Annotated in this window: 15 protein-coding genes; 9 read left to right on the plus strand and 6 right to left on the minus strand. The window is 42.6% G+C overall.

The window, feature by feature from the left end:
* Positions 1-204 precede the first annotated feature (204 nt).
* The 6 genes from purH (at position 205) to BM090_RS12115 (ending at position 8,844) form a co-directional block, all read left to right on the plus strand.
* A complete protein-coding gene (purH, locus tag BM090_RS12090) occupies positions 205-1,734 on the plus strand; it encodes a bifunctional phosphoribosylaminoimidazolecarboxamide formyltransferase/IMP cyclohydrolase (RefSeq protein ID WP_091513591.1) in 1,530 nt (509 codons plus the stop codon).
* A 59-nt stretch (positions 1,735-1,793) separates the two neighbouring features.
* Complete coding sequence (locus tag BM090_RS12095) at positions 1,794-2,819, plus strand: rod shape-determining protein (protein ID WP_091513176.1); 1,026 nt, start codon at positions 1,794-1,796, stop codon at positions 2,817-2,819.
* A 94-nt stretch (positions 2,820-2,913) separates the two neighbouring features.
* Positions 2,914-3,756 (plus strand): rod shape-determining protein MreC, encoded by an 843-nt coding sequence (mreC, locus tag BM090_RS12100; RefSeq protein WP_091513179.1) that lies wholly within the window; start codon positions 2,914-2,916, stop codon positions 3,754-3,756.
* 79 nt (positions 3,757-3,835) lie between these two features.
* On the plus strand, positions 3,836-4,792 hold the full coding sequence (locus tag BM090_RS12105) for a polysaccharide deacetylase family protein (RefSeq protein WP_143083961.1): 957 nt from the start codon (positions 3,836-3,838) through the stop codon (positions 4,790-4,792).
* A gap of 89 nt (positions 4,793-4,881) precedes the next feature.
* Positions 4,882-5,730 carry a GNAT family N-acetyltransferase gene (locus tag BM090_RS12110; RefSeq protein ID WP_177199921.1) on the plus strand — a complete coding sequence of 283 codons (849 nt, stop codon included), beginning with the start codon at positions 4,882-4,884 and terminating at the stop codon, positions 5,728-5,730.
* Positions 5,731-5,799: 69 nt separating this feature from the next.
* Complete coding sequence (locus tag BM090_RS12115; protein ID WP_221405396.1) at positions 5,800-8,844, plus strand: T9SS type B sorting domain-containing protein; 3,045 nt, start codon at positions 5,800-5,802, stop codon at positions 8,842-8,844.
* Position 8,845: 1 nt separating this feature from the next.
* On the opposite strand, the gene BM090_RS12120 is transcribed toward BM090_RS12115, so the two are convergent.
* Together BM090_RS12120 and BM090_RS12125 are read right to left on the minus strand one after the other, a co-directional pair.
* A complete protein-coding gene (locus BM090_RS12120; protein ID WP_143083962.1) occupies positions 8,846-9,490 on the minus strand; it encodes a carotenoid biosynthesis protein in 645 nt (214 codons plus the stop codon).
* Between the two features lie 37 nt (positions 9,491-9,527).
* On the minus strand, positions 9,528-10,193 hold the full coding sequence (locus tag BM090_RS12125; RefSeq protein ID WP_091513192.1) for a YggS family pyridoxal phosphate-dependent enzyme: 666 nt from the start codon (positions 10,191-10,193) through the stop codon (positions 9,528-9,530).
* Positions 10,194-10,473: 280 nt separating this feature from the next.
* Here BM090_RS12125 and BM090_RS12130 point away from each other — a divergent pair, with 280 nt between their 5' ends.
* The 3 genes from BM090_RS12130 to BM090_RS12140 all read left to right on the plus strand — a co-directional run bounded on the left by BM090_RS12130 (position 10,474) and on the right by BM090_RS12140 (position 13,173).
* The gene (locus BM090_RS12130) at positions 10,474-11,421 is read left to right on the plus strand and encodes an acetyl-CoA carboxylase carboxyltransferase subunit alpha (protein ID WP_091513195.1); all 948 of its coding nucleotides are present in this window, start codon (positions 10,474-10,476) and stop codon (positions 11,419-11,421) included.
* A gap of 93 nt (positions 11,422-11,514) precedes the next feature.
* Positions 11,515-12,399: a hypothetical protein gene (locus tag BM090_RS12135; protein WP_091513199.1), complete on the plus strand. Its 885-nt coding sequence runs from the start codon at positions 11,515-11,517 to the stop codon at positions 12,397-12,399.
* Positions 12,400-12,477: 78 nt separating this feature from the next.
* Entirely contained in the window at positions 12,478-13,173 is a 696-nt protein-coding gene (locus BM090_RS12140) for a CoA transferase subunit A (protein ID WP_091513203.1), read from the plus strand.
* A 78-nt stretch (positions 13,174-13,251) separates the two neighbouring features.
* On the opposite strand, the gene gldA is transcribed toward BM090_RS12140, so the two are convergent.
* Genes gldA through mtaB form a run of 4 tightly spaced genes read right to left on the minus strand, consistent with a single transcriptional unit; the run spans position 13,252 to position 17,056 of the window.
* Entirely contained in the window at positions 13,252-14,172 is a 921-nt protein-coding gene (gldA, locus tag BM090_RS12145) for a gliding motility-associated ABC transporter ATP-binding subunit GldA (RefSeq protein ID WP_091513206.1), read from the minus strand.
* Between the two features lie 59 nt (positions 14,173-14,231).
* A complete protein-coding gene (locus tag BM090_RS12150; RefSeq protein WP_091513209.1) occupies positions 14,232-15,398 on the minus strand; it encodes a sigma-54-dependent transcriptional regulator in 1,167 nt (388 codons plus the stop codon).
* Positions 15,399-15,452: 54 nt separating this feature from the next.
* Positions 15,453-15,698 carry a hypothetical protein gene (locus BM090_RS12155; protein ID WP_091513213.1) on the minus strand — a complete coding sequence of 82 codons (246 nt, stop codon included), beginning with the start codon at positions 15,696-15,698 and terminating at the stop codon, positions 15,453-15,455.
* A gap of 35 nt (positions 15,699-15,733) precedes the next feature.
* On the minus strand, positions 15,734-17,056 hold the full coding sequence (gene mtaB / locus BM090_RS12160) for a tRNA (N(6)-L-threonylcarbamoyladenosine(37)-C(2))-methylthiotransferase MtaB (protein WP_091513216.1): 1,323 nt from the start codon (positions 17,054-17,056) through the stop codon (positions 15,734-15,736).
* Positions 17,057-17,210: the final 154 nt, after the last annotated feature.

Genomic DNA, 17,210 nt, shown 5'->3' on the forward strand with positions numbered 1-17,210 from the left:
TAGTCTGATGGGTCTTATGCAGCTTTCACATTTTTTGTGGGAGTTGCATTTTTTTTATATAAACTTAAAATATTAAAAAATTGATTATCAGTGTTTTAGAGAATAAGGTTTTGGGTTAAGCAATATTTTCAAAAAGAAAATCATTTATTGAGGCTTGTAAAAAATTTGATTAGTTTTGCGGCTTCAATCAAAATCTTCTCCGTAATGCAATCCCAAAAAATTAGCTCAGCACTTATTTCTGTTTATCATAAAGATAACTTAGAAGAAATTGTCAAACTTTTAGCCCAACAAGGAGTACGCATTTACTCCACAGGAGGCACACAAGAATTCATAGAGCAATTGGGGATTGAGGTCGTAGCCGTCGAGGATTTGACGGGGTATCCGTCCATTTTGGGCGGTCGCGTAAAGACACTTCACCCGAAAGTTTTTGGCGGCATTTTGCAACGCCGCGATTTGAGCCAAGACCAAGCCCAAGTAGCCGAATACGAAATTCCTGCCATAGATTTGGTTATCGTGGATTTGTATCCGTTTGAGGCGACAGTGGCCGCAGGTGGTACCGAACAGGAGATTATAGAAAAAATTGACATTGGCGGGATTTCGCTTATCAGAGCGGCAGCCAAAAATTTCAATGACGTGTTGGTGGTGGCCTCCCGCGACCAATACTCCGCACTCATTGATTTGCTCCAACAAAAACAAGGCTTTACCGACAAAGAAGACCGCCGCCGATTCGCGACGCAGGCTTTCGACGTAACCTCACATTACGACTCGGCTATTTTCCGTTATTTTTCGGGAAAAGAAACGGCCAGTTTCAAACAAAGTATTCCAGTAGCCCAAACATTGCGTTATGGCGAAAACCCGCATCAAAAAGGCGTGTTTTACGGCGACCTTTCGCAAATGCTGGAGCAACTCAACGGCAAAGAACTTTCTTACAACAACTTGGTGGACATTGACGCTACGCTGGATTTGCTCGACGAGTTTAAGCAAGCCGAAGGTGCTACTTTTGTGATTGTAAAACATACCAACGCTTGCGGCGTGGCTACTGCCCCGACGGCCAAACAAGCTTATGTAAACGCGTTTTCGTGCGATACGCTTTCGGCTTTTGGCGGCGTGATTGCCACCAATGTAACCGTAGATGTAGCAACGGCACAAGAACTTAACCAACTTTTCTTTGAAGTGCTAATTGCGCCAGCTTATGAGCCAGAGGCTTTGGCTTTGTTGGAATCAAAGAAAAATAGAATTTTGTTGCTGCGCAAAGAAACTCAAACCTCTACTAAGCAGTTTAAAACATTGCTTAACGGTGTGGTGGAGCAAGACAAAGACCTTACGACCGAAACAGCCGAACACTTAACCGCTGTAACCAATCGTAAGCCAAGCCAGCAAGAAATCGCCTCGTTGTTGTTTGCCAGCAAAATTGCCAAACATACCAAATCCAATACAATCGTGTTGGCCAAAGATGGGCAATTGTTGGCCAGTGGCGTGGGGCAAACTTCGCGCGTGGACGCGCTCAAACAAGCCATTGACAAGGCCAGAACTTTTGGATTTGATTTGCATGGCGCGGTAATGGCTTCGGATGCGTTTTTCCCGTTCCCTGATTGCGTGGAAATTGCGCACGCGGCAGGCGTAACCGCCGTGATTCAGCCAGGTGGTTCTATCAAAGACAAAGACTCTATTGAGTTTTGCAACGCACACAATATGGCGATGGTGATGACGGGAATTAGGCATTTTAAACACTAATTTCGAAGAAAATTCATACCTTCGGTTTTTGAAAAACATTAAATACAAAATAAGAATAAATGGGACTTTTCGATTTTTTAACCAGCGATATTGCCATGGACTTAGGCACGGCCAATACGCTGATTATTCATAAAGATAAAATCGTGGTGGACGAACCCTCTATCATTGCACTGGACCGTTATACGGGACGCGTGATGGCTGTAGGCACGGAGGCAATGCAAATGCACGAGAAAACGCACGAAAAAATCAAGACGATACGACCACTCAAAGACGGTGTGATTGCGGACTTTACCGCCGCCGAACAAATGATTCGTGGACTTATCAAGATGATTGGGGCTGGTAATAAATTTTTCTCGCCTTCGCACCGCATGGTAATTTGTATTCCGTCGGGCATTACGGAGGTAGAAAAACGTGCCGTAAAAGATTCGGCAGAACACGCAGGCGCGAAAGAAGTGTATATGATTCCTGAGCCTTTGGCAGCGGCCATCGGTATCGGCATTGATATAGAACAGCCTGTCGGCTCAATGATTGTAGATATTGGGGGCGGCACGACGGAAATCGCGGTAATTGCGCTTTCGGGTATTGTTTGCGACCAATCTATCCGTATTGCGGGCGACGTGTTCACAAAAGATATTTTGGATTATATGCGCCGCCAACACAACCTTTTGATTGGTGAACGTTCGGCAGAAAAAGTAAAAATAGAGGTTGGTTCGGCACTTTCTGAGCTGGAAAATCCGCCAGTCGATTACGAAGTTCGTGGCCGCGATTTGATGACGGGTATCCCGAAAACCATCAAAGTAACATATTCGGAAATTGCTTTTGCCTTGGACAAATCTGTTTCGCGCATCGAAGAAGCCGTTTTGAAAGCGTTGGAGATTTCTCCGCCCGAACTTTCGGCAGATATTTACGAAAAAGGTATTCACTTGACGGGTGGCGGTGCCTTGCTTCGTGGTTTGGACATTCGTCTGCACCAAAAAACAAAGCTACCGATTCATATTGCCGAAGACCCATTACGCGCCGTAGTGCGTGGTACAGGCATGACACTCAAGAATATAGAAAAATACAAAGCCGTTTTGATGTCTTAATTTTTTAGACAAATAAAACCTATTTTTTACCAAACCTTGAAGACAATCCGACCGCAAAAAGATTGTTTTCAAGGTTTGATGTTTGTACAAACCGATGGGAAGTTTATTTAAATTTTTATACAAATACCGCGCTTTTCAGCTTTTTTTGATTTTGGAACTGATATGTACGTGGCTTATTGTCCAGAACAATAGCTACCAAGGCGTAGCGTATTTAAACTCTTCTAATCGGGTAGTGGCGTATTTTATGGCCATTTCCAACAGCATCAACGACTATTTTTATTTGCAGGACATTAACCGCGATTTGGCCGAAGAAAACGCACGTCTTAACTTTTTGTTGAGCCGCAACCGCCTAAGCGAACGTTACGCCAAAATGGATACGATGCGCAATGCGGCACTTTTCCAATACGATTATAAAGTAGCAAAAGTAATTAACAACTCTGTTTCTTTTGCCGACAACTACCTGACAATCAATAAGGGTTTGGCCGATGGCATTAAACCTGGCATGGGAGTCGTGTCGCCGACGGGCGTGGTGGGTCGCGTGAAAATTTGTTCGGAGCATTTCAGTACGATTACCTCGCTGTTGCATACTAAAATGTTGATTTCGGCAGAAATTACGCGCAGCCATGCGTTTGGTACTGTAAAATGGGACGGAAAAGACCCCTTTGAGGCCAAACTCATGTACATTGCTCGCCACATCAAACCGATAGTAGGCGACACTATCGTTACGTCCGAATTTAGTACGATCTTTCCTTCGGGGCAGCCTGTGGGGATTATTCGCAAAATTAATATTCGCGACGATGATACTTTTTATAATATTGATTTAGAATTATTTACGGATTTTAGTACGCTTTCGTATGTGTATGTCATACAAAATCGCCTGAAAGCCGAGCAAGATTCTATCCAGAACCTCACCGCCCCAAACATGAATCAGCAGTAGGGTGGGGGTGTTAGGATAAAGAGCTTATTTTTTGGATATTTAGCGCGTTTTAATAATTGCTAAATATTTGATTAGGCCAATGAAATTAACGAAAACAATCAACCGTAAAATAATTTCACCTTTAGTTTATGGTTTGGGGATAGAACAAATGCTGGCACGTCGTGCCGCGAAACATCGGATTATACTCAATTATCATGGCGTAACTGATAAATTTGATTTGGGTATCAATCATAGACACATGGACGTGCAGCAATTTGAAAGAGATATTCTTTATTTCAAAAAGCACTTCAAAATTGTTTCGCTATCAGAAATTTATAATTCCTATTTGCAAGGCGAAACTCCCCAAGAAAACTTATTGGCTCTCACTTTTGATGATGGTTATATCAATAATTTAGAAATCGCTTTGCCAATACTGGAAAAATATAATGCTCCTGCCACTTTTTATATTATTACGGCAGGCTTGGAAAATCCTGACTTTATCACTTGGTACGATACTTTGGATATGATGCGTTTGGCGGATCACAATGCTCACAATTACGGAGAACTTGCCAATCAAATCAAAAAAATGGGTAATGGGCGAGATGTTTATATTCAGGGTCTTACGGCTCAACTCCCGCGTTATGAAGAAATGAAAAAACGCAATCCACATTATTGGCAACTGATGAATAATGCGCAAGTATTGACTTGTGCCAAGTCCAAACTCATAGAGATTGGTTCGCATACGCATTTGCACTATAATGTCGGCAATATTGATTTTGCTTTGGCCAGCGAAGAGATGAGATTATCTAAAAAAATATTGGAAAATCTTCTGCAAAAAGAAATTGTAAGCATTGCTTATCCTGATGGCAACTACACTGACAAGATAAAAGATGAAGCCCAGCAAATTGGCTACAAACAACAATATGCAGTAAATTATCAGCTTGGAAGTGATGCGAATGATACGCGCATTCTTAACCGTTGGAGTATGAGCAACAGTACCACTCACGAAGCCAATATGATACTTTTATCCACATCACTTAACTCAAAAGGTTTTTAAATTTTATGGAAGAATACCGCTTTGAAAGGCTAACAGCCAATACGTTACATCATTTACAGTATTTGTATTTGCATTGCTTCAAAACGCATGTGAGCATAGAATATTTAACCCAAAAGTATGCAACCCAAAATTTTGGGAAAGACTATGTGGGCTATCTTGCGTTTCACAATGCAACCAATGAAGCGGCGGCTTATTACGGTGTCTTTCCTTTGGTATGCGAATACAATGGTGAAAAATTATTGGCGGCCCAGTCTGGCGACACCATGACGCATCCTTCCCATCAAGGCAAAAGATTGTTTATTACGCTGGCAAAAAAGACCTACGAATTAGCCAAAGAAGAAGGGCTTCATTTTGTATTTGGAATGCCTAATAAAAACTCATATCATGGCTTTGTTACAAAATTATCGTGGATACATTATGAAACAATGATAAACTATAAAATTAGGGTTATGACACTTCCTCTTTCTGAGTTAGCTAAAAGAGTTAAAATATTTAAACTTTTTTATGGTATATACCAAAAAATGATTTTATTTTTGTATGTTTCAAATAAAATAGTACCTAATTCTTTGATAGAGCCGAATATTGGAGGAGTTGTGCATGATGCAGATTTTTATCAGTACAAAAAATATACAGATAATATGTGTATCACGGTGGCAGGCGTTACGCTTTGGGTGAAAAATGAAGGCTTTTTTTGTGTCGGAGATATGGAAAAGTTTGATTTGAAACAGGCTGATGAGTTTTGGAAAAAACTCAGGCGATTGGCTTTCTGGTTGGGCTGTACAAAAATATTTTTTTCTACAACGAAAGGCTCTTTTGTGGAAAAAGTATGTAGTCGCTACCCTTCTTCAGAAGGCTTGCCAATTGGTGTAATTAATTTGTCTGGAAAATATCCCGTAGAACAATTTAAATACTCTTTGGCTGACTTAGATACTTTTTAAACTTTTAAATAAATGAAAAAACAATACCGCCTACTTCTCTTTTTACTTTTAACCTATTCATCCACCGCTTTGAGCCAGAATATTGGCAAAGTCTGGTATTTTGGTCAGTATGCTGGCATGAACTTCAGCACAACACCACCAACCCCGCTGGTGGGTGCGATGGTAGCTAATAAAGGTTGTGCTACGCTTACTAATTCTGTCGATAATACAATTATTGCTTATACGGATGGAAAAACGCTGTATAACAAAAATCATCAGATTGCCCTAAATGGTAGTAGTCTGAATGGAGACGGACAAGCGAGTAACTCGTCTTATTTTTTACCTTATCCCAACAAGCCCAATACTGCAATTTTGTTCACGGTGGATGCTTGGGGTGTCTATCAAAACGTGAATCCTAATAGTAAAGGACTTTGTTATTCTATTGTAAAAGTAGATAGTAGTACAGGGCTTGCATATGTTGTTTCTGGCCAAAAAAATATTCTACTCAAAAAGCCAACTTCAGAAAAGTTGGCCGTAACCAAACATGCCAATGGTATTGATTATTGGGTTGTTACACATGGTGCTGCTAGTACAAATAATGAAAATCGTAAATATTTTGCTTATTTAGTTACAAATGCGGGAGTTAGCCCGACACCTGTTGTTAGTACGGTTGGGGGAATTCATAATAATCCTATCGGAGAATTGAATATTTCTCCCAACGGACAAAAAGTATGTGCAACAACATTCTATAGCAACTGGGCTGAATTATTAAACTTTAATAATAGTACAGGCGTTGTCTCAAATCCTGTACACTTTACCATTCCAAGGTGTTTAGGGGTAGAGTTTTCGCCTAATAGTCAATATGTTTACATAACAGAAACTGGCCCTAATGACCCTAATTCCATTCGACAAATAAATATAGCTACCAATAATATGGTGAGCATTGCTAATATAACAGGTGCTTATACTTATTCTCAGATGGCTACTGCCCCAGATGGAAATATATATGTAGCAAACTCTGGTAGCACTTTTTTAGGGAAAATAACTAATCCGAATAATGCTAATGCTACATATATAAAAAATGGATTGGCATTAGCTCCAACAGGTGTAACTTCTCGATTAAGCGTTCCTTATGCTACCGAAATGCCCATTACGATGTGTATTGCAACACAAACAACTGACACCATTTGTCATGGCGCAAGCGTTACGTTGGCCGATTCGATTAATGGACAATCTGTTACTTGGACATTTAATCCGCCGTTGCAATCGCCAGATAATTTCGTGAATAATGTTCTGACACTTTATAATGCAACAAGTAGCATAAAAAATACAGTATGTTCTGCCAGCAATATTCCGTGTGCAAATACTCGCCAAATATCTGTGTATCCAGAGATAGCTAAAAAACCAACCAAAAATATAGCGGTTTGTAGCAATCAATCTATAAATATTGGAACCAATGCCAATGCGAATTATTCTTATCAGTGGTCGCCAGTCAATAATTTGAATAATCCAAATATCAGTAATCCAACGGTAAGTATTTCAAATACAGGCAATAGTGTATTGGTTCAAAAATATTATCTGACCAGAACATTGGTCTCTACGGGCTGTTCGGTGGTAGATACGGTTGCCGTATCTGTTGCGCCTAATGTCGTATTTCAAGATACAAATATTTGTCATGGCGCAAGCGTTACGTTAGCCGATTCGATTAATGGACAATCTGTTGTTTGGACATTTAATCCGCCGTTGCAATCGCCAGATAATTTCGTGAATAATGTTCTGACACTTTATAATGCAACAAGTAGCATAAAAAATACAGTATGTTCTGCCAGCAATATTCCGTGTTCGGATAGTTTGCAGGTTGGCGTATATCCAAAATTGCAGCCCAACGCGACAGCTTTGTTTCAAACGTGTAGCAATCAATCTATAAATATTGGAACCAATGCCAATGCAAATTATTCTTATCAGTGGTCGCCAGTCAATAATTTGAATAATCCAAATATCAGTAATCCAACGGTAAGTATTTCAAATACAGGCAATAGTGTATTGGTTCAAAAATATTATCTGACCAGAACATTGGTCTCTACGGGCTGTTCGGTGGTAGATACGGTTGCCGTATCTGTTGCGCCTAATGTCGTATTTCAAGATACAAATATTTGTCATGGCGCAAGCGTTACGTTAGCCGATTCGATTAATGGAGAATCTGTTACTTGGGCATTCAGTCCGCCTTTGCAAGCTCCCGACAATTTTACCAATAACGTACTGACGCTTTATAATGCGACAGGTAGCATAAAAAATACAGTATGTTCTGCCAGCAATATTCCGTGTTCGGATAGTTTGCAGGTTGGCGTATATCCAAAATTGCAGTCCAACGCGACAGCTTTGTTTCAAACGTGTAGCAATCAATCTATAAATATTGGAACCAATGCAAATGCAAATTATTCTTATCAGTGGTTGCCAGCCAATAATTTGACTAATCCGAATATCAGTAACCCAACGGTAAAAATCTCTAATACAGGTAATAGTGTATTGGTTCAAAAATATTATCTGACCAGAACCGTATTAGCCACAGGTTGTAAAGTCGTGGATACGGTTGTTGTGTCAATTCCGCCATCCGTTGCACTAAAAGACACTAATATTTGCACTGGAGCGAGTGTTACGTTGGCCGATTCGCTTAATGGACAATCTGTTGTTTGGACGTTTAATCCGCCTTTGCAAGCTCCCGACAATTTTACAAATAACGTACTGACATTATACAACGAATCGTATGTAACCAAAAAAATTAATTATTCCGCTTCCAATATTTCGTGTGCCGCTACGGCAACTGTCAGTGTAGATAAAATCGCGATTGATGCCAACGGACATTTGATTTGCTCAGAGTTATTTATTCCGAATATTATTACTAAAAATGGAGACGGGAAAAATGATTTTTTAAAAATAGAAGGTTTAAATCTTTTCAAAACGAATAAGTTACAGATTTATAATCGCTGGGGAAAGAAAATGTACGAGCAAACCGATTATAACAGTGATTGGAACGGAGAATCATTTATGTCTGGAACGTATTTTTATCTGTTGGAATTGACCACTTATACAGGCCAAACTCTTTCCTATAAAGGTTGGATAGATGTAATGGAATAAACTATAACCCCAATCTGTACGCCACGCATTGCACCACAAAAAAGTAAAGCAATACGCCATAAACTGGCCAAGCCAACGGATTTTTTTTGGTAAAAGGTAGGCTTTCGGTAAGCATCTGCAACCCGAAAGCCACCACCCACCAACCGACATAATTTTGAGTGGCAACCACGCCGTTTGGCCACTGCCAAAAATCGTTGCGCATGGCCACTGGTTCTATAAAAGTATCCAACCCGACCATTAGTGTAGCTGCTAACGCCGCTCTTACGGCTTTGTTGGAGTGCAAAGTTTGGCAAATATTATTTGTAGAAAGTATCAAAATCAGCCAGTTGGCGGCCAAAATCAAAGGCACATCTCCCCATTTCCAGCCCAGCGCAGAGGCATAACGGTACTCGCCAAACGGCCAACCCGTATGCACGCCCAGCACCTCCGACCCAAAACCCAATGCGGCCACTGCTACCGACACAATCCAAAAAATTTGGTTTTTGTTTTCTTGGTAAAATAGTAGCAAACAAAGTGTTAGCAGCAAGTTGAGCGGCGTAAGCAACAAAAAATAAGGCTTAGAAACTGGCCACAAAAGCCCAATAATCCCGACGCTATACACCAGCATCAGGGCAGCGGTCGCCTGTTTTACGGAGATTTTTTTCATACAAATCCAAAACCCAATCACAGACAAATTGTTTTGTTTATCGGTGGCCGAAAATGGCACTCCCGACCCGCACAAGCGTACTTCCTTCCTGCGCGGCCATCAAATAATCGCCGCTCATGCCCATCGAAAGTTCTTGCATTTGCACGCGCGGGTGCTGTATGGTTTGTGCCAAGCGGTCAAAAAATTGTTTGAGGCCTTTGAACTCTTGGCGAATTTGTGCGTTGTTGTCGGTGTTGGAGGCCATGCCCATTAGCCCAACAATACGGATATTTTCCAGCGTGTCAAACTCCGCAGATTGCAGTAAATCAATGGCTTCTGTTTCCGAAAGTCCAAACTTTGTTTCTTCTTGGGCAATAAAAATTTGCAACAGACACGGAATTTGGCGGCCAGCTTTGGCGGCTTGTTTATTGATTTCGGCCAATAGTTTGAGGCTGTCCACCGAATGAATCAGGCTCACGAATGGCGCAATATATTTTACTTTGTTGCTTTGCAAATGCCCAATCAAATGCCACTCGATGTCTTTGGGCAGTTCCTCGTATTTGTCGGCCATTTCCTGCACTTTATTTTCCCCAAAACGCCTAAAGCCAGCCTCGTAGGCTTCGGCAATGGCACTGGCGGGTTTGGTTTTGCTCACGGCAATCAGGCGACAACTGGTGCCTTCTAATGTTTTTTCAATGTCTGCGATATTTTGGGCAATGCTCATAATTCGTGCTAAAAAAGTAATGGCGCAAAAGTACGGTTGTTTGTGGCGTTTTAGGAAAGAAGTGCATTATTTTTAATTTAATTAAACATAGATAAAAAAATACAAATCTTATGTAATGCTGTATTTTAGGCACTTAATTGCAAATAATAGCGTGTTGATGATGTTTTTCAGTCAAGTTTTATACTAAATTTGTCGCTTGTGTTGAGCGCAAAGCATTTGCTAACACACATCGGACGTATCGAAATTTTAATATTATTATCGAAACAGACCTACTGCTAATATGCTTTTAGATTTTGAAAAACCCATTTTTGAGTTAGAATCCAAATTAGCTGACATGAAACAACTTGCTCAGGAAAGCAATGTAGATGTGTCAGAAGCCGTAAAAGCATTGGAAGAGAAAATTATTAAACTCAAAGAAGATACTTATCGCAACCTGACGCGCTGGCAGCGTGTACAACTTTCGCGCCACCCAGACCGTCCTTATACGTTGGATTATATCCAAACGATTGCCGATAAGTTCATTGAGCTACACGGCGACCGCCAAGTAGCCGACGACAAAGCCATCGTAGGTGGTTTTGGGGAAATAGACGGCCAGTCGTTTATGCTCATCGGTCACCAAAAAGGCCGCAATACCAAACAACGCCAGTACCGCAATTTCGGGATGGCCAATCCTGAAGGCTATCGCAAGGCGTTGCGCCTGATGCGTTTGGCCGAAAAATTCGGGAAACCTATCATTACGCTTATCGACACGCCAGGCGCATTTCCGGGGCTTGAGGCCGAAGAACGCGGACAAGGAGAGGCAATCGCGCACAACCTCCGCGAAATGTTCATGCTCAAAGTGCCTGTGATTTGTATCATCATCGGCGAAGGTGCTTCGGGTGGCGCGTTGGGAATCGGTATCGGCGACCGCGTGCTAATGCTCGAAAACTCTTGGTACTCAGTTATTTCGCCCGAAAACTGTTCGACTATTCTTTGGAGAACTTGGAATTTTAAGGAGCAAGCCGCCGAAGCCCTCAAACTTACGGCTACGGATATGCTCGAAAATAAATTGGTGGATGGCATCGTGCCTGAGCCGCTTGGAGGGGCACACGCCGACCCAATCGCGATGGCGCAAATCCTCAAAAAAGCGATTTTGGAACATACGGCTGAGCTTAATAAACTTTCGCCGCAAGAACGCATCAACGAACGCATTGACAAATTCTCGTCGATGGGCGTTGTGTTGGAATAAGGCTTCAAGATTTTGAAATAAAACGAATAATAAGCTGCGCATTAAAATTCTTTTCCACAAAGATTTGATGCGCAGTTTTTTTTGTGGATAACTATGTTAAGATATTGGTTTTTAGTAGTCTTGTGTGTATGGATAAGTCTGTATAAAACTTCAGCGCAGACCCTTGACCAAACCTTAGTGTTGGCAGATTCGGCATGGAGCAAAGGCCAATTCTCGCAAGCAAGTAGCCATTATTTACGCGTCATTTTTTTTGATTCTGCCAAAAAAAATACGGCTTATTGTTACGCCAAAGTGGCCGATTGTTTCGCCCAAACACAACAACCCGACCGCGCCAAGCAATATTACGATTTGGCCTATGCTGCCGCCACAACCGACAGCCTACGCGCCGAAATTATTTTGGCAAAATCCTTAACATTGCTTACCAATTATCAATACGACCACGCCGCCCAAGAGCTTTACAATATGCCGCGCCAAATTCCGCCACAGCTTCGCCGTCGTCGCGAACTGTATTTGGGCTTGACGTATTTTGCTTTAGAAAATTTTGAACAATCGCAACTGCATTTGCTCAATACCGCCGCCGATTGCCCCGCGCAGCAGCAGGCCATCAAAACCATTTTTGAGCAGCAAAAAACAGCTCGCAGAAAGAATGTTACTTTGGCTAAAATCTTGAGTATCATTTTGCCTGGGGCGGGGCAACTGTATGCCCACGACACCCGAAATGCGATTAATTCATTGGCTATCAATGGCGTATTTGTGTATTTGTTTGTGGCTACGGGTTTGAATTACAATTTTTTGAGTGCGGCCATTACCGTATTGCCTTGGCTGGAACGTTACTACGTGGGCGGCATCAATAAAGCGGCACAAGGAGCTTATTTGTACAATTATTCGCAGCAACTCCAACGCTACGAACAACTGATTGATTTGGCGCAGGGCTGCGACTCGCTACGGATTTTGCCCAAAGATTTGCGAAAAGAATAAGATTTTTTGAAGGAAGTTTGTATTTTTGGCAAACGTTTTCTTTGCGGATTTTTACAAGAACTTTAACTTATTTGAGAAATGATAAATAAAGTAATTAGTGGTGCAGACGAAGCTGTCGCCGACATCAAAGACGGTGCTGTGCTCATGTTGGGCGGTTTTGGTTTGTGCGGGATTCCCGAAAATAGCATTGCGGCACTCTTGCGCAGCGGCGTGAAAGGCCTTACTTGCATTTCTAACAATGCGGGTGTTGATGATTTTGGCATTGGCCTGATGCTCAAAACACGCCAAGTTCGCAAAATGATTTCCTCGTATGTGGGCGAAAACGCCGAGTTTGAACGCCAGCTTTTGTCGGGAGAATTGGAAGTGGAATTGTTGCCACAAGGTACGTTAGCCGAGCGCATTCGTGCGGGTGGCGCGGGTATTCCTGCCTTTTTTACGCCTGCGGGTGTGGGCACGGAAGTAGCCGAAGGCAAAGAAACACGCGTTTTTGATGGCAAAACCTATCTGATGGAACAGTGGCTGAAAGCTGATTTTGCAATTGTGAAGGCTTGGAAAGGCGATACCGCAGGTAATTTGGTATTCAAAGGCACTGCCCGCAACTTTAATCCGATGATGGCTGCCGCAGGCAAAATCACGATTGCGGAAGTGGAAGAATTAGTGCCAGCTGGTGAGCTTGACCCGAATCTGGTACACGTGCCAGGCATTTATGTGCAACGTATTTTTCAGGGGAAAGACTACGAAAAACGCATCGAGCAACGCACGATTACAAAATAACGATTTGATTTCCTTGTCAATAAAAAAAGCCGCTTGCAGAATGTTGCGAGCGGCTTTTACTTTTATATTTATTCTGAATTAATCTTTTTGGACGGTGAGGTCGTGGAAGATTTTTTCCAAAGAATTTTCTTCTTGTTTCAGGCCGAGCAGCGTCCAGTTTTGGGCGGTTGCCAGTTTAAAAACAGAACCGCGAACGTCTGCACCCGCTTGTTCTGTAATCTGATAAACACCTGTTTTCAAGTGTTTTACACTTACTACACCAGCAATGCTTTGCAAAAGTTTGGTGTCCACATCGGCATCAAATTCGGCGGTAATAATGGCCTTGCCTTGTGAGTTGTTTTGTAGGCTACTCACGGGGCTATCGGCCACGATTTTACCACGATTAATAATAACCACGCGGTCGCAAAGTGCCTGCACTTCCTGCATGATGTGCGTGGAGAAAATCACCGTTTTTTCTTTGCCAATATTTTTAATCAATTGTCGAATCTCAACGATTTGGTTGGGGTCAAGGCCTGTGGTCGGTTCGTCCAAAATCAACACTTCAGGGTTATGAATCAGCACTTGCGCCAGCCCTACACGTTGGCGGTAGCCTTTGGACAAAGCCCCAATTTTTTTGTTTTGTTCGATGCTAAGTCCCGTTTGTTCAACTACTTCCCCGATGCGTTGGTTCAGTGTTTTGCCCGAAATCCCGTAAATAGAACCCGAAAATTCCAGATACTCACGCACGAACATATCCAAATACAGTGGGTTGTGTTCGGGTAAATACCCCACTTTGCGGCGAACTTCTAAGGCGTTTTCTTGTACATCCAAACCGCAAATCTGCACGCTGCCCGACGTTGGTGGCAAATAGCAAGTGGCAATTTTCATGGTCGTGGATTTGCCCGCACCATTTGGCCCCAAAAAGCCCAGCACTTCTCCTTTTTTTACCTCGAAAGAAATATCATCAACGGCGTTTTGAGTGCCGTAGGTCTTAATCAAATTTTGAACAGCAATAGACATGAAAGGCTATTTTACAAAAATTTAAAACAATGTTTTGAACTCAAAACTACACTAAAATTTTAGAAACGGCTTACCGTTGCGTGCGCTTGCGCATCTTCGAGCGTAATTTCTTTGCCCGAAAGAATGACCAGACGTTCTACTACGTTGCGAAGCTCCCGAATATTGCCCGTCCAAGGAAGGGTTTGCAGGTATTCGAGGGCTTTGGGCGCAATTTTCTTGGGTGCGTTGCCATAGTCGTCGGCGATATCTTGTAAGAATTTTTCTACCAAAAGCGGAATGTCTTCGGCACGTTGCGCCAGCGATGGCACTTGCACCACAATCACGCTAAGGCGATGGTACAAATCTTCACGGAAACGGCCTTCTTCTATTTCTTTGCGCAAATCTTTGTTGGTAGCTGCAAACACGCGCACATCTACTTTGATTTCTTTTTCGCCACCCACGCGCGTAATCTTGTGTTCTTGCAAAGCGCGTAGCACTTTGGCTTGCGCCGAAAGGCTCATGTCTCCGATTTCGTCCAAGAAAAGCGTGCCGCCGCTGGCCTGTTCAAACTTGCCGATGCGCTGCTTAATGGCCGACGTGAATGCGCCTTTTTCGTGTCCGAAAAGTTCGCTTTCGATAAGCTCGGACGGAATGGCCGCACAGTTTACTTCTACGAGTGGTTGCGCAGCGCGACTGCTTTTGCCATGCAACTCTCTTGCTACCAGCTCTTTTCCTGCACCATTTGGCCCCAGAATTAGTACACGTGCTTCCGTTGGGGCTACTTTGTCAATGGCATCTTTCACGCGCATCATGGCAGGCGACTGGCCTATCATTTGGCTTGTTTTGCCTATTTTTTTCTTCAAAACTTTCGTTTCGGTTACCAATTTGGATTTGTCCAGCGCATTGCGCACCGTCAGTAACAAGCGGTTCAAATCGGGTGGCTTTTGAATAAAATCATAAGCTCCTTTTTTGGTGGCTTCCACCGCCGTTTCGATAGAGCCGTGCGCCGAAACCATAATAAATTGGGCATCTTTTCCCATTTCTTTGGCTTTGGCCAGCACTTCCATACCGTCCATTTTGGGCATTTTTATATCGCAAAGCACTACATCATACTCGTTTTTTTCGAGCAAAGCGATGGCTTCTTCACCGTCTTTGGCTTCGTCTATGGTGTAGTTTTCGTATTCTAATATTTCGCGGAGCGTGCTGCGAATGCTACGCTCATCGTCCACGAGAAGTATATGAGGCATATTATTGTATATCAATTGGTTGAGTAGATAAAATTTAGCGTGTATGCCTATTGTTTATTTAAAATTCACATCAATTGGCAAAATGTTTTCTGCCGTCCAGAACCACCATAAAATAAGCACTATCACCAACAAATTGAGCGCAGCTCCGACCTTATAATATTTGGACATTGCCCCAATGAACGCCCCCAGCGTAGCGATAGGCAAGGCCATTCCACTGAGCCAAATAAGCGAAGGCACGTAAATGGAAACAATGAGCAAGAGCGCGGCAACTACTCCGATAAAAAACGAAATAATATTCATGGTGATAGGTATTTGAGGTTTATAGTAGTTAAATCTTAGTGTGTAAACACCTCGTCGGCTTCTGTGGCTTCCACGTGGCCATTTTCATTGATTTTCGTAAGCGTAAGCGTTTTTAACTCGTTCACTAACAGCGGGTCATACTTGGCCGTTACGCGTACATAATTTTCCGTAAAGCCAAACATTTGCCCTTCTTCAATGTCTTGTTCGAACAGCACGGTAGCCGATTTGCCTAATTGTTGTTCGTAAAAATATCTTCTTTTTTTGTCGGAAAGAATATGCAACATTTTGGAACGTTCGTTGCGCTTGTGCATCGGCACGACGGGCTTAATGTCTAAGGCCTGCGTGTTGGCACGTTCCGAGTAAGTAAACACGTGCAAATACGAAATATCCAATTCGTTAAGGAACTGATAAGTATCCAAGAAATCTTCGTCGGTTTCGCCAGGGAAGCCCACAATCACATCTACGCCAATACAGCAATGCGGCATTACTTCCTTGATTTTGGCTACACGTTGCGCGTAAAGTTCGCGTTTGTAGCGGCGACGCATGGCGGCCAATGTTTTGTTGTTGCCCGACTGCAACGGAATATGAAAATGTGGTACAAATCTGTTGGAAGAAGCCACAAATTCAATGATTTCGTCGGTAAGCAAGTTTGGTTCGATAGACGAAATACGGAAACGCTCAATGCCTTCCACCTCGTCCAGCGCACGCGCCAAATCCACGAAACGTTCCACACGAATTTCGTTTTGCAAACCAAAATCGCCAATATTTACGCCCGTCAGCACGATTTCTTTTACGTCGGCATTTTGGGCAATGTCCTGCGCAGCTTTCACGATATTAACTACACTATCCGAACGGCTGCCGCCTCTGGCCATTGGAATAGTACAAAACGAGCACGAATAGTCGCAACCGTCTTGCACTTTCAGGAAAGTACGGGTGCGGTCGTTGAGTGAGTACGCGGTGTTATATTGATTGGCTGCCGAAATATCTTGCGCGAAAATATCGGCACGGCCTTGTTTTTTCTCAAAAGTATCAATCAAATCCATGAGTCGGAATTTTTCGGCAGCACCCAGCACCGCGTCCACGCCTTCAATGTTGGCGATTTCTTCGGGTTTGAGCTGCGCATAACAACCCACAATAGCAATATAGGCGTTTGGAGAATGTTTTAAGGCTTCTTTTACAACTTTGCGGCATTTCTTGTCGGCGTTTTCTGTTACCGAACAAGTGTTAATAATATAAACGTCGGCGGCATCCGTGAACTCCACGCGCTGGTGGCCGCGCTGCTCAAACGAACGCGCAATCGTAGATGTTTCCGAGTAATTGAGCTTGCAGCCCAAAGTATAAAAAGCTACTTTTTTCATAAACCAATATTTCCACTAAAATAACAAAAGTTGAGCATAGTAGTTCGCTCAAAAGGACGGCAAATTTACTAAAAACAATTCAGACCACAAGCCGAACGCGCCAAAGCAAGCCACCAAAGCACGTAATAAAGCCCTTATTTTGAGTAAATTATAA

The organism is Flexibacter flexilis DSM 6793 (assembly GCF_900112255.1).
GTDB lineage: Bacteria > Bacteroidota > Bacteroidia > Cytophagales > Flexibacteraceae > Flexibacter > Flexibacter flexilis.

Bases quoted from the DNA above. Each gene is read 5' to 3' on its own strand.
- purH (WP_091513591.1), top strand. From the start codon at position 205: ATGCAATCCCAAAAAATTAGCTCAGCACTTATTTCTGTTTATCATAAA.
- BM090_RS12130 (WP_091513195.1), top strand. From the start codon at position 10,474: ATGCTTTTAGATTTTGAAAAACCCATTTTTGAGTTAGAATCCAAATTA.
- gldA (WP_091513206.1), bottom strand. From the start codon at position 14,172: ATGTCTATTGCTGTTCAAAATTTGATTAAGACCTACGGCACTCAAAAC.
- BM090_RS12105 (WP_143083961.1), top strand. From the start codon at position 3,836: ATGAAATTAACGAAAACAATCAACCGTAAAATAATTTCACCTTTAGTT.
- mtaB (WP_091513216.1), bottom strand. From the start codon at position 17,056: ATGAAAAAAGTAGCTTTTTATACTTTGGGCTGCAAGCTCAATTACTCG.
- mreC (WP_091513179.1), top strand. From the start codon at position 2,914: ATGGGAAGTTTATTTAAATTTTTATACAAATACCGCGCTTTTCAGCTT.
- BM090_RS12125 (WP_091513192.1), bottom strand. From the start codon at position 10,193: ATGAGCATTGCCCAAAATATCGCAGACATTGAAAAAACATTAGAAGGC.
- BM090_RS12135 (WP_091513199.1), top strand. From the start codon at position 11,515: ATGTTAAGATATTGGTTTTTAGTAGTCTTGTGTGTATGGATAAGTCTG.
- BM090_RS12140 (WP_091513203.1), top strand. From the start codon at position 12,478: ATGATAAATAAAGTAATTAGTGGTGCAGACGAAGCTGTCGCCGACATC.
- BM090_RS12155 (WP_091513213.1), bottom strand. From the start codon at position 15,698: ATGAATATTATTTCGTTTTTTATCGGAGTAGTTGCCGCGCTCTTGCTC.
- BM090_RS12150 (WP_091513209.1), bottom strand. From the start codon at position 15,398: ATGCCTCATATACTTCTCGTGGACGATGAGCGTAGCATTCGCAGCACG.
- BM090_RS12120 (WP_143083962.1), bottom strand. From the start codon at position 9,490: ATGAAAAAAATCTCCGTAAAACAGGCGACCGCTGCCCTGATGCTGGTG.
- BM090_RS12095 (WP_091513176.1), top strand. From the start codon at position 1,794: ATGGGACTTTTCGATTTTTTAACCAGCGATATTGCCATGGACTTAGGC.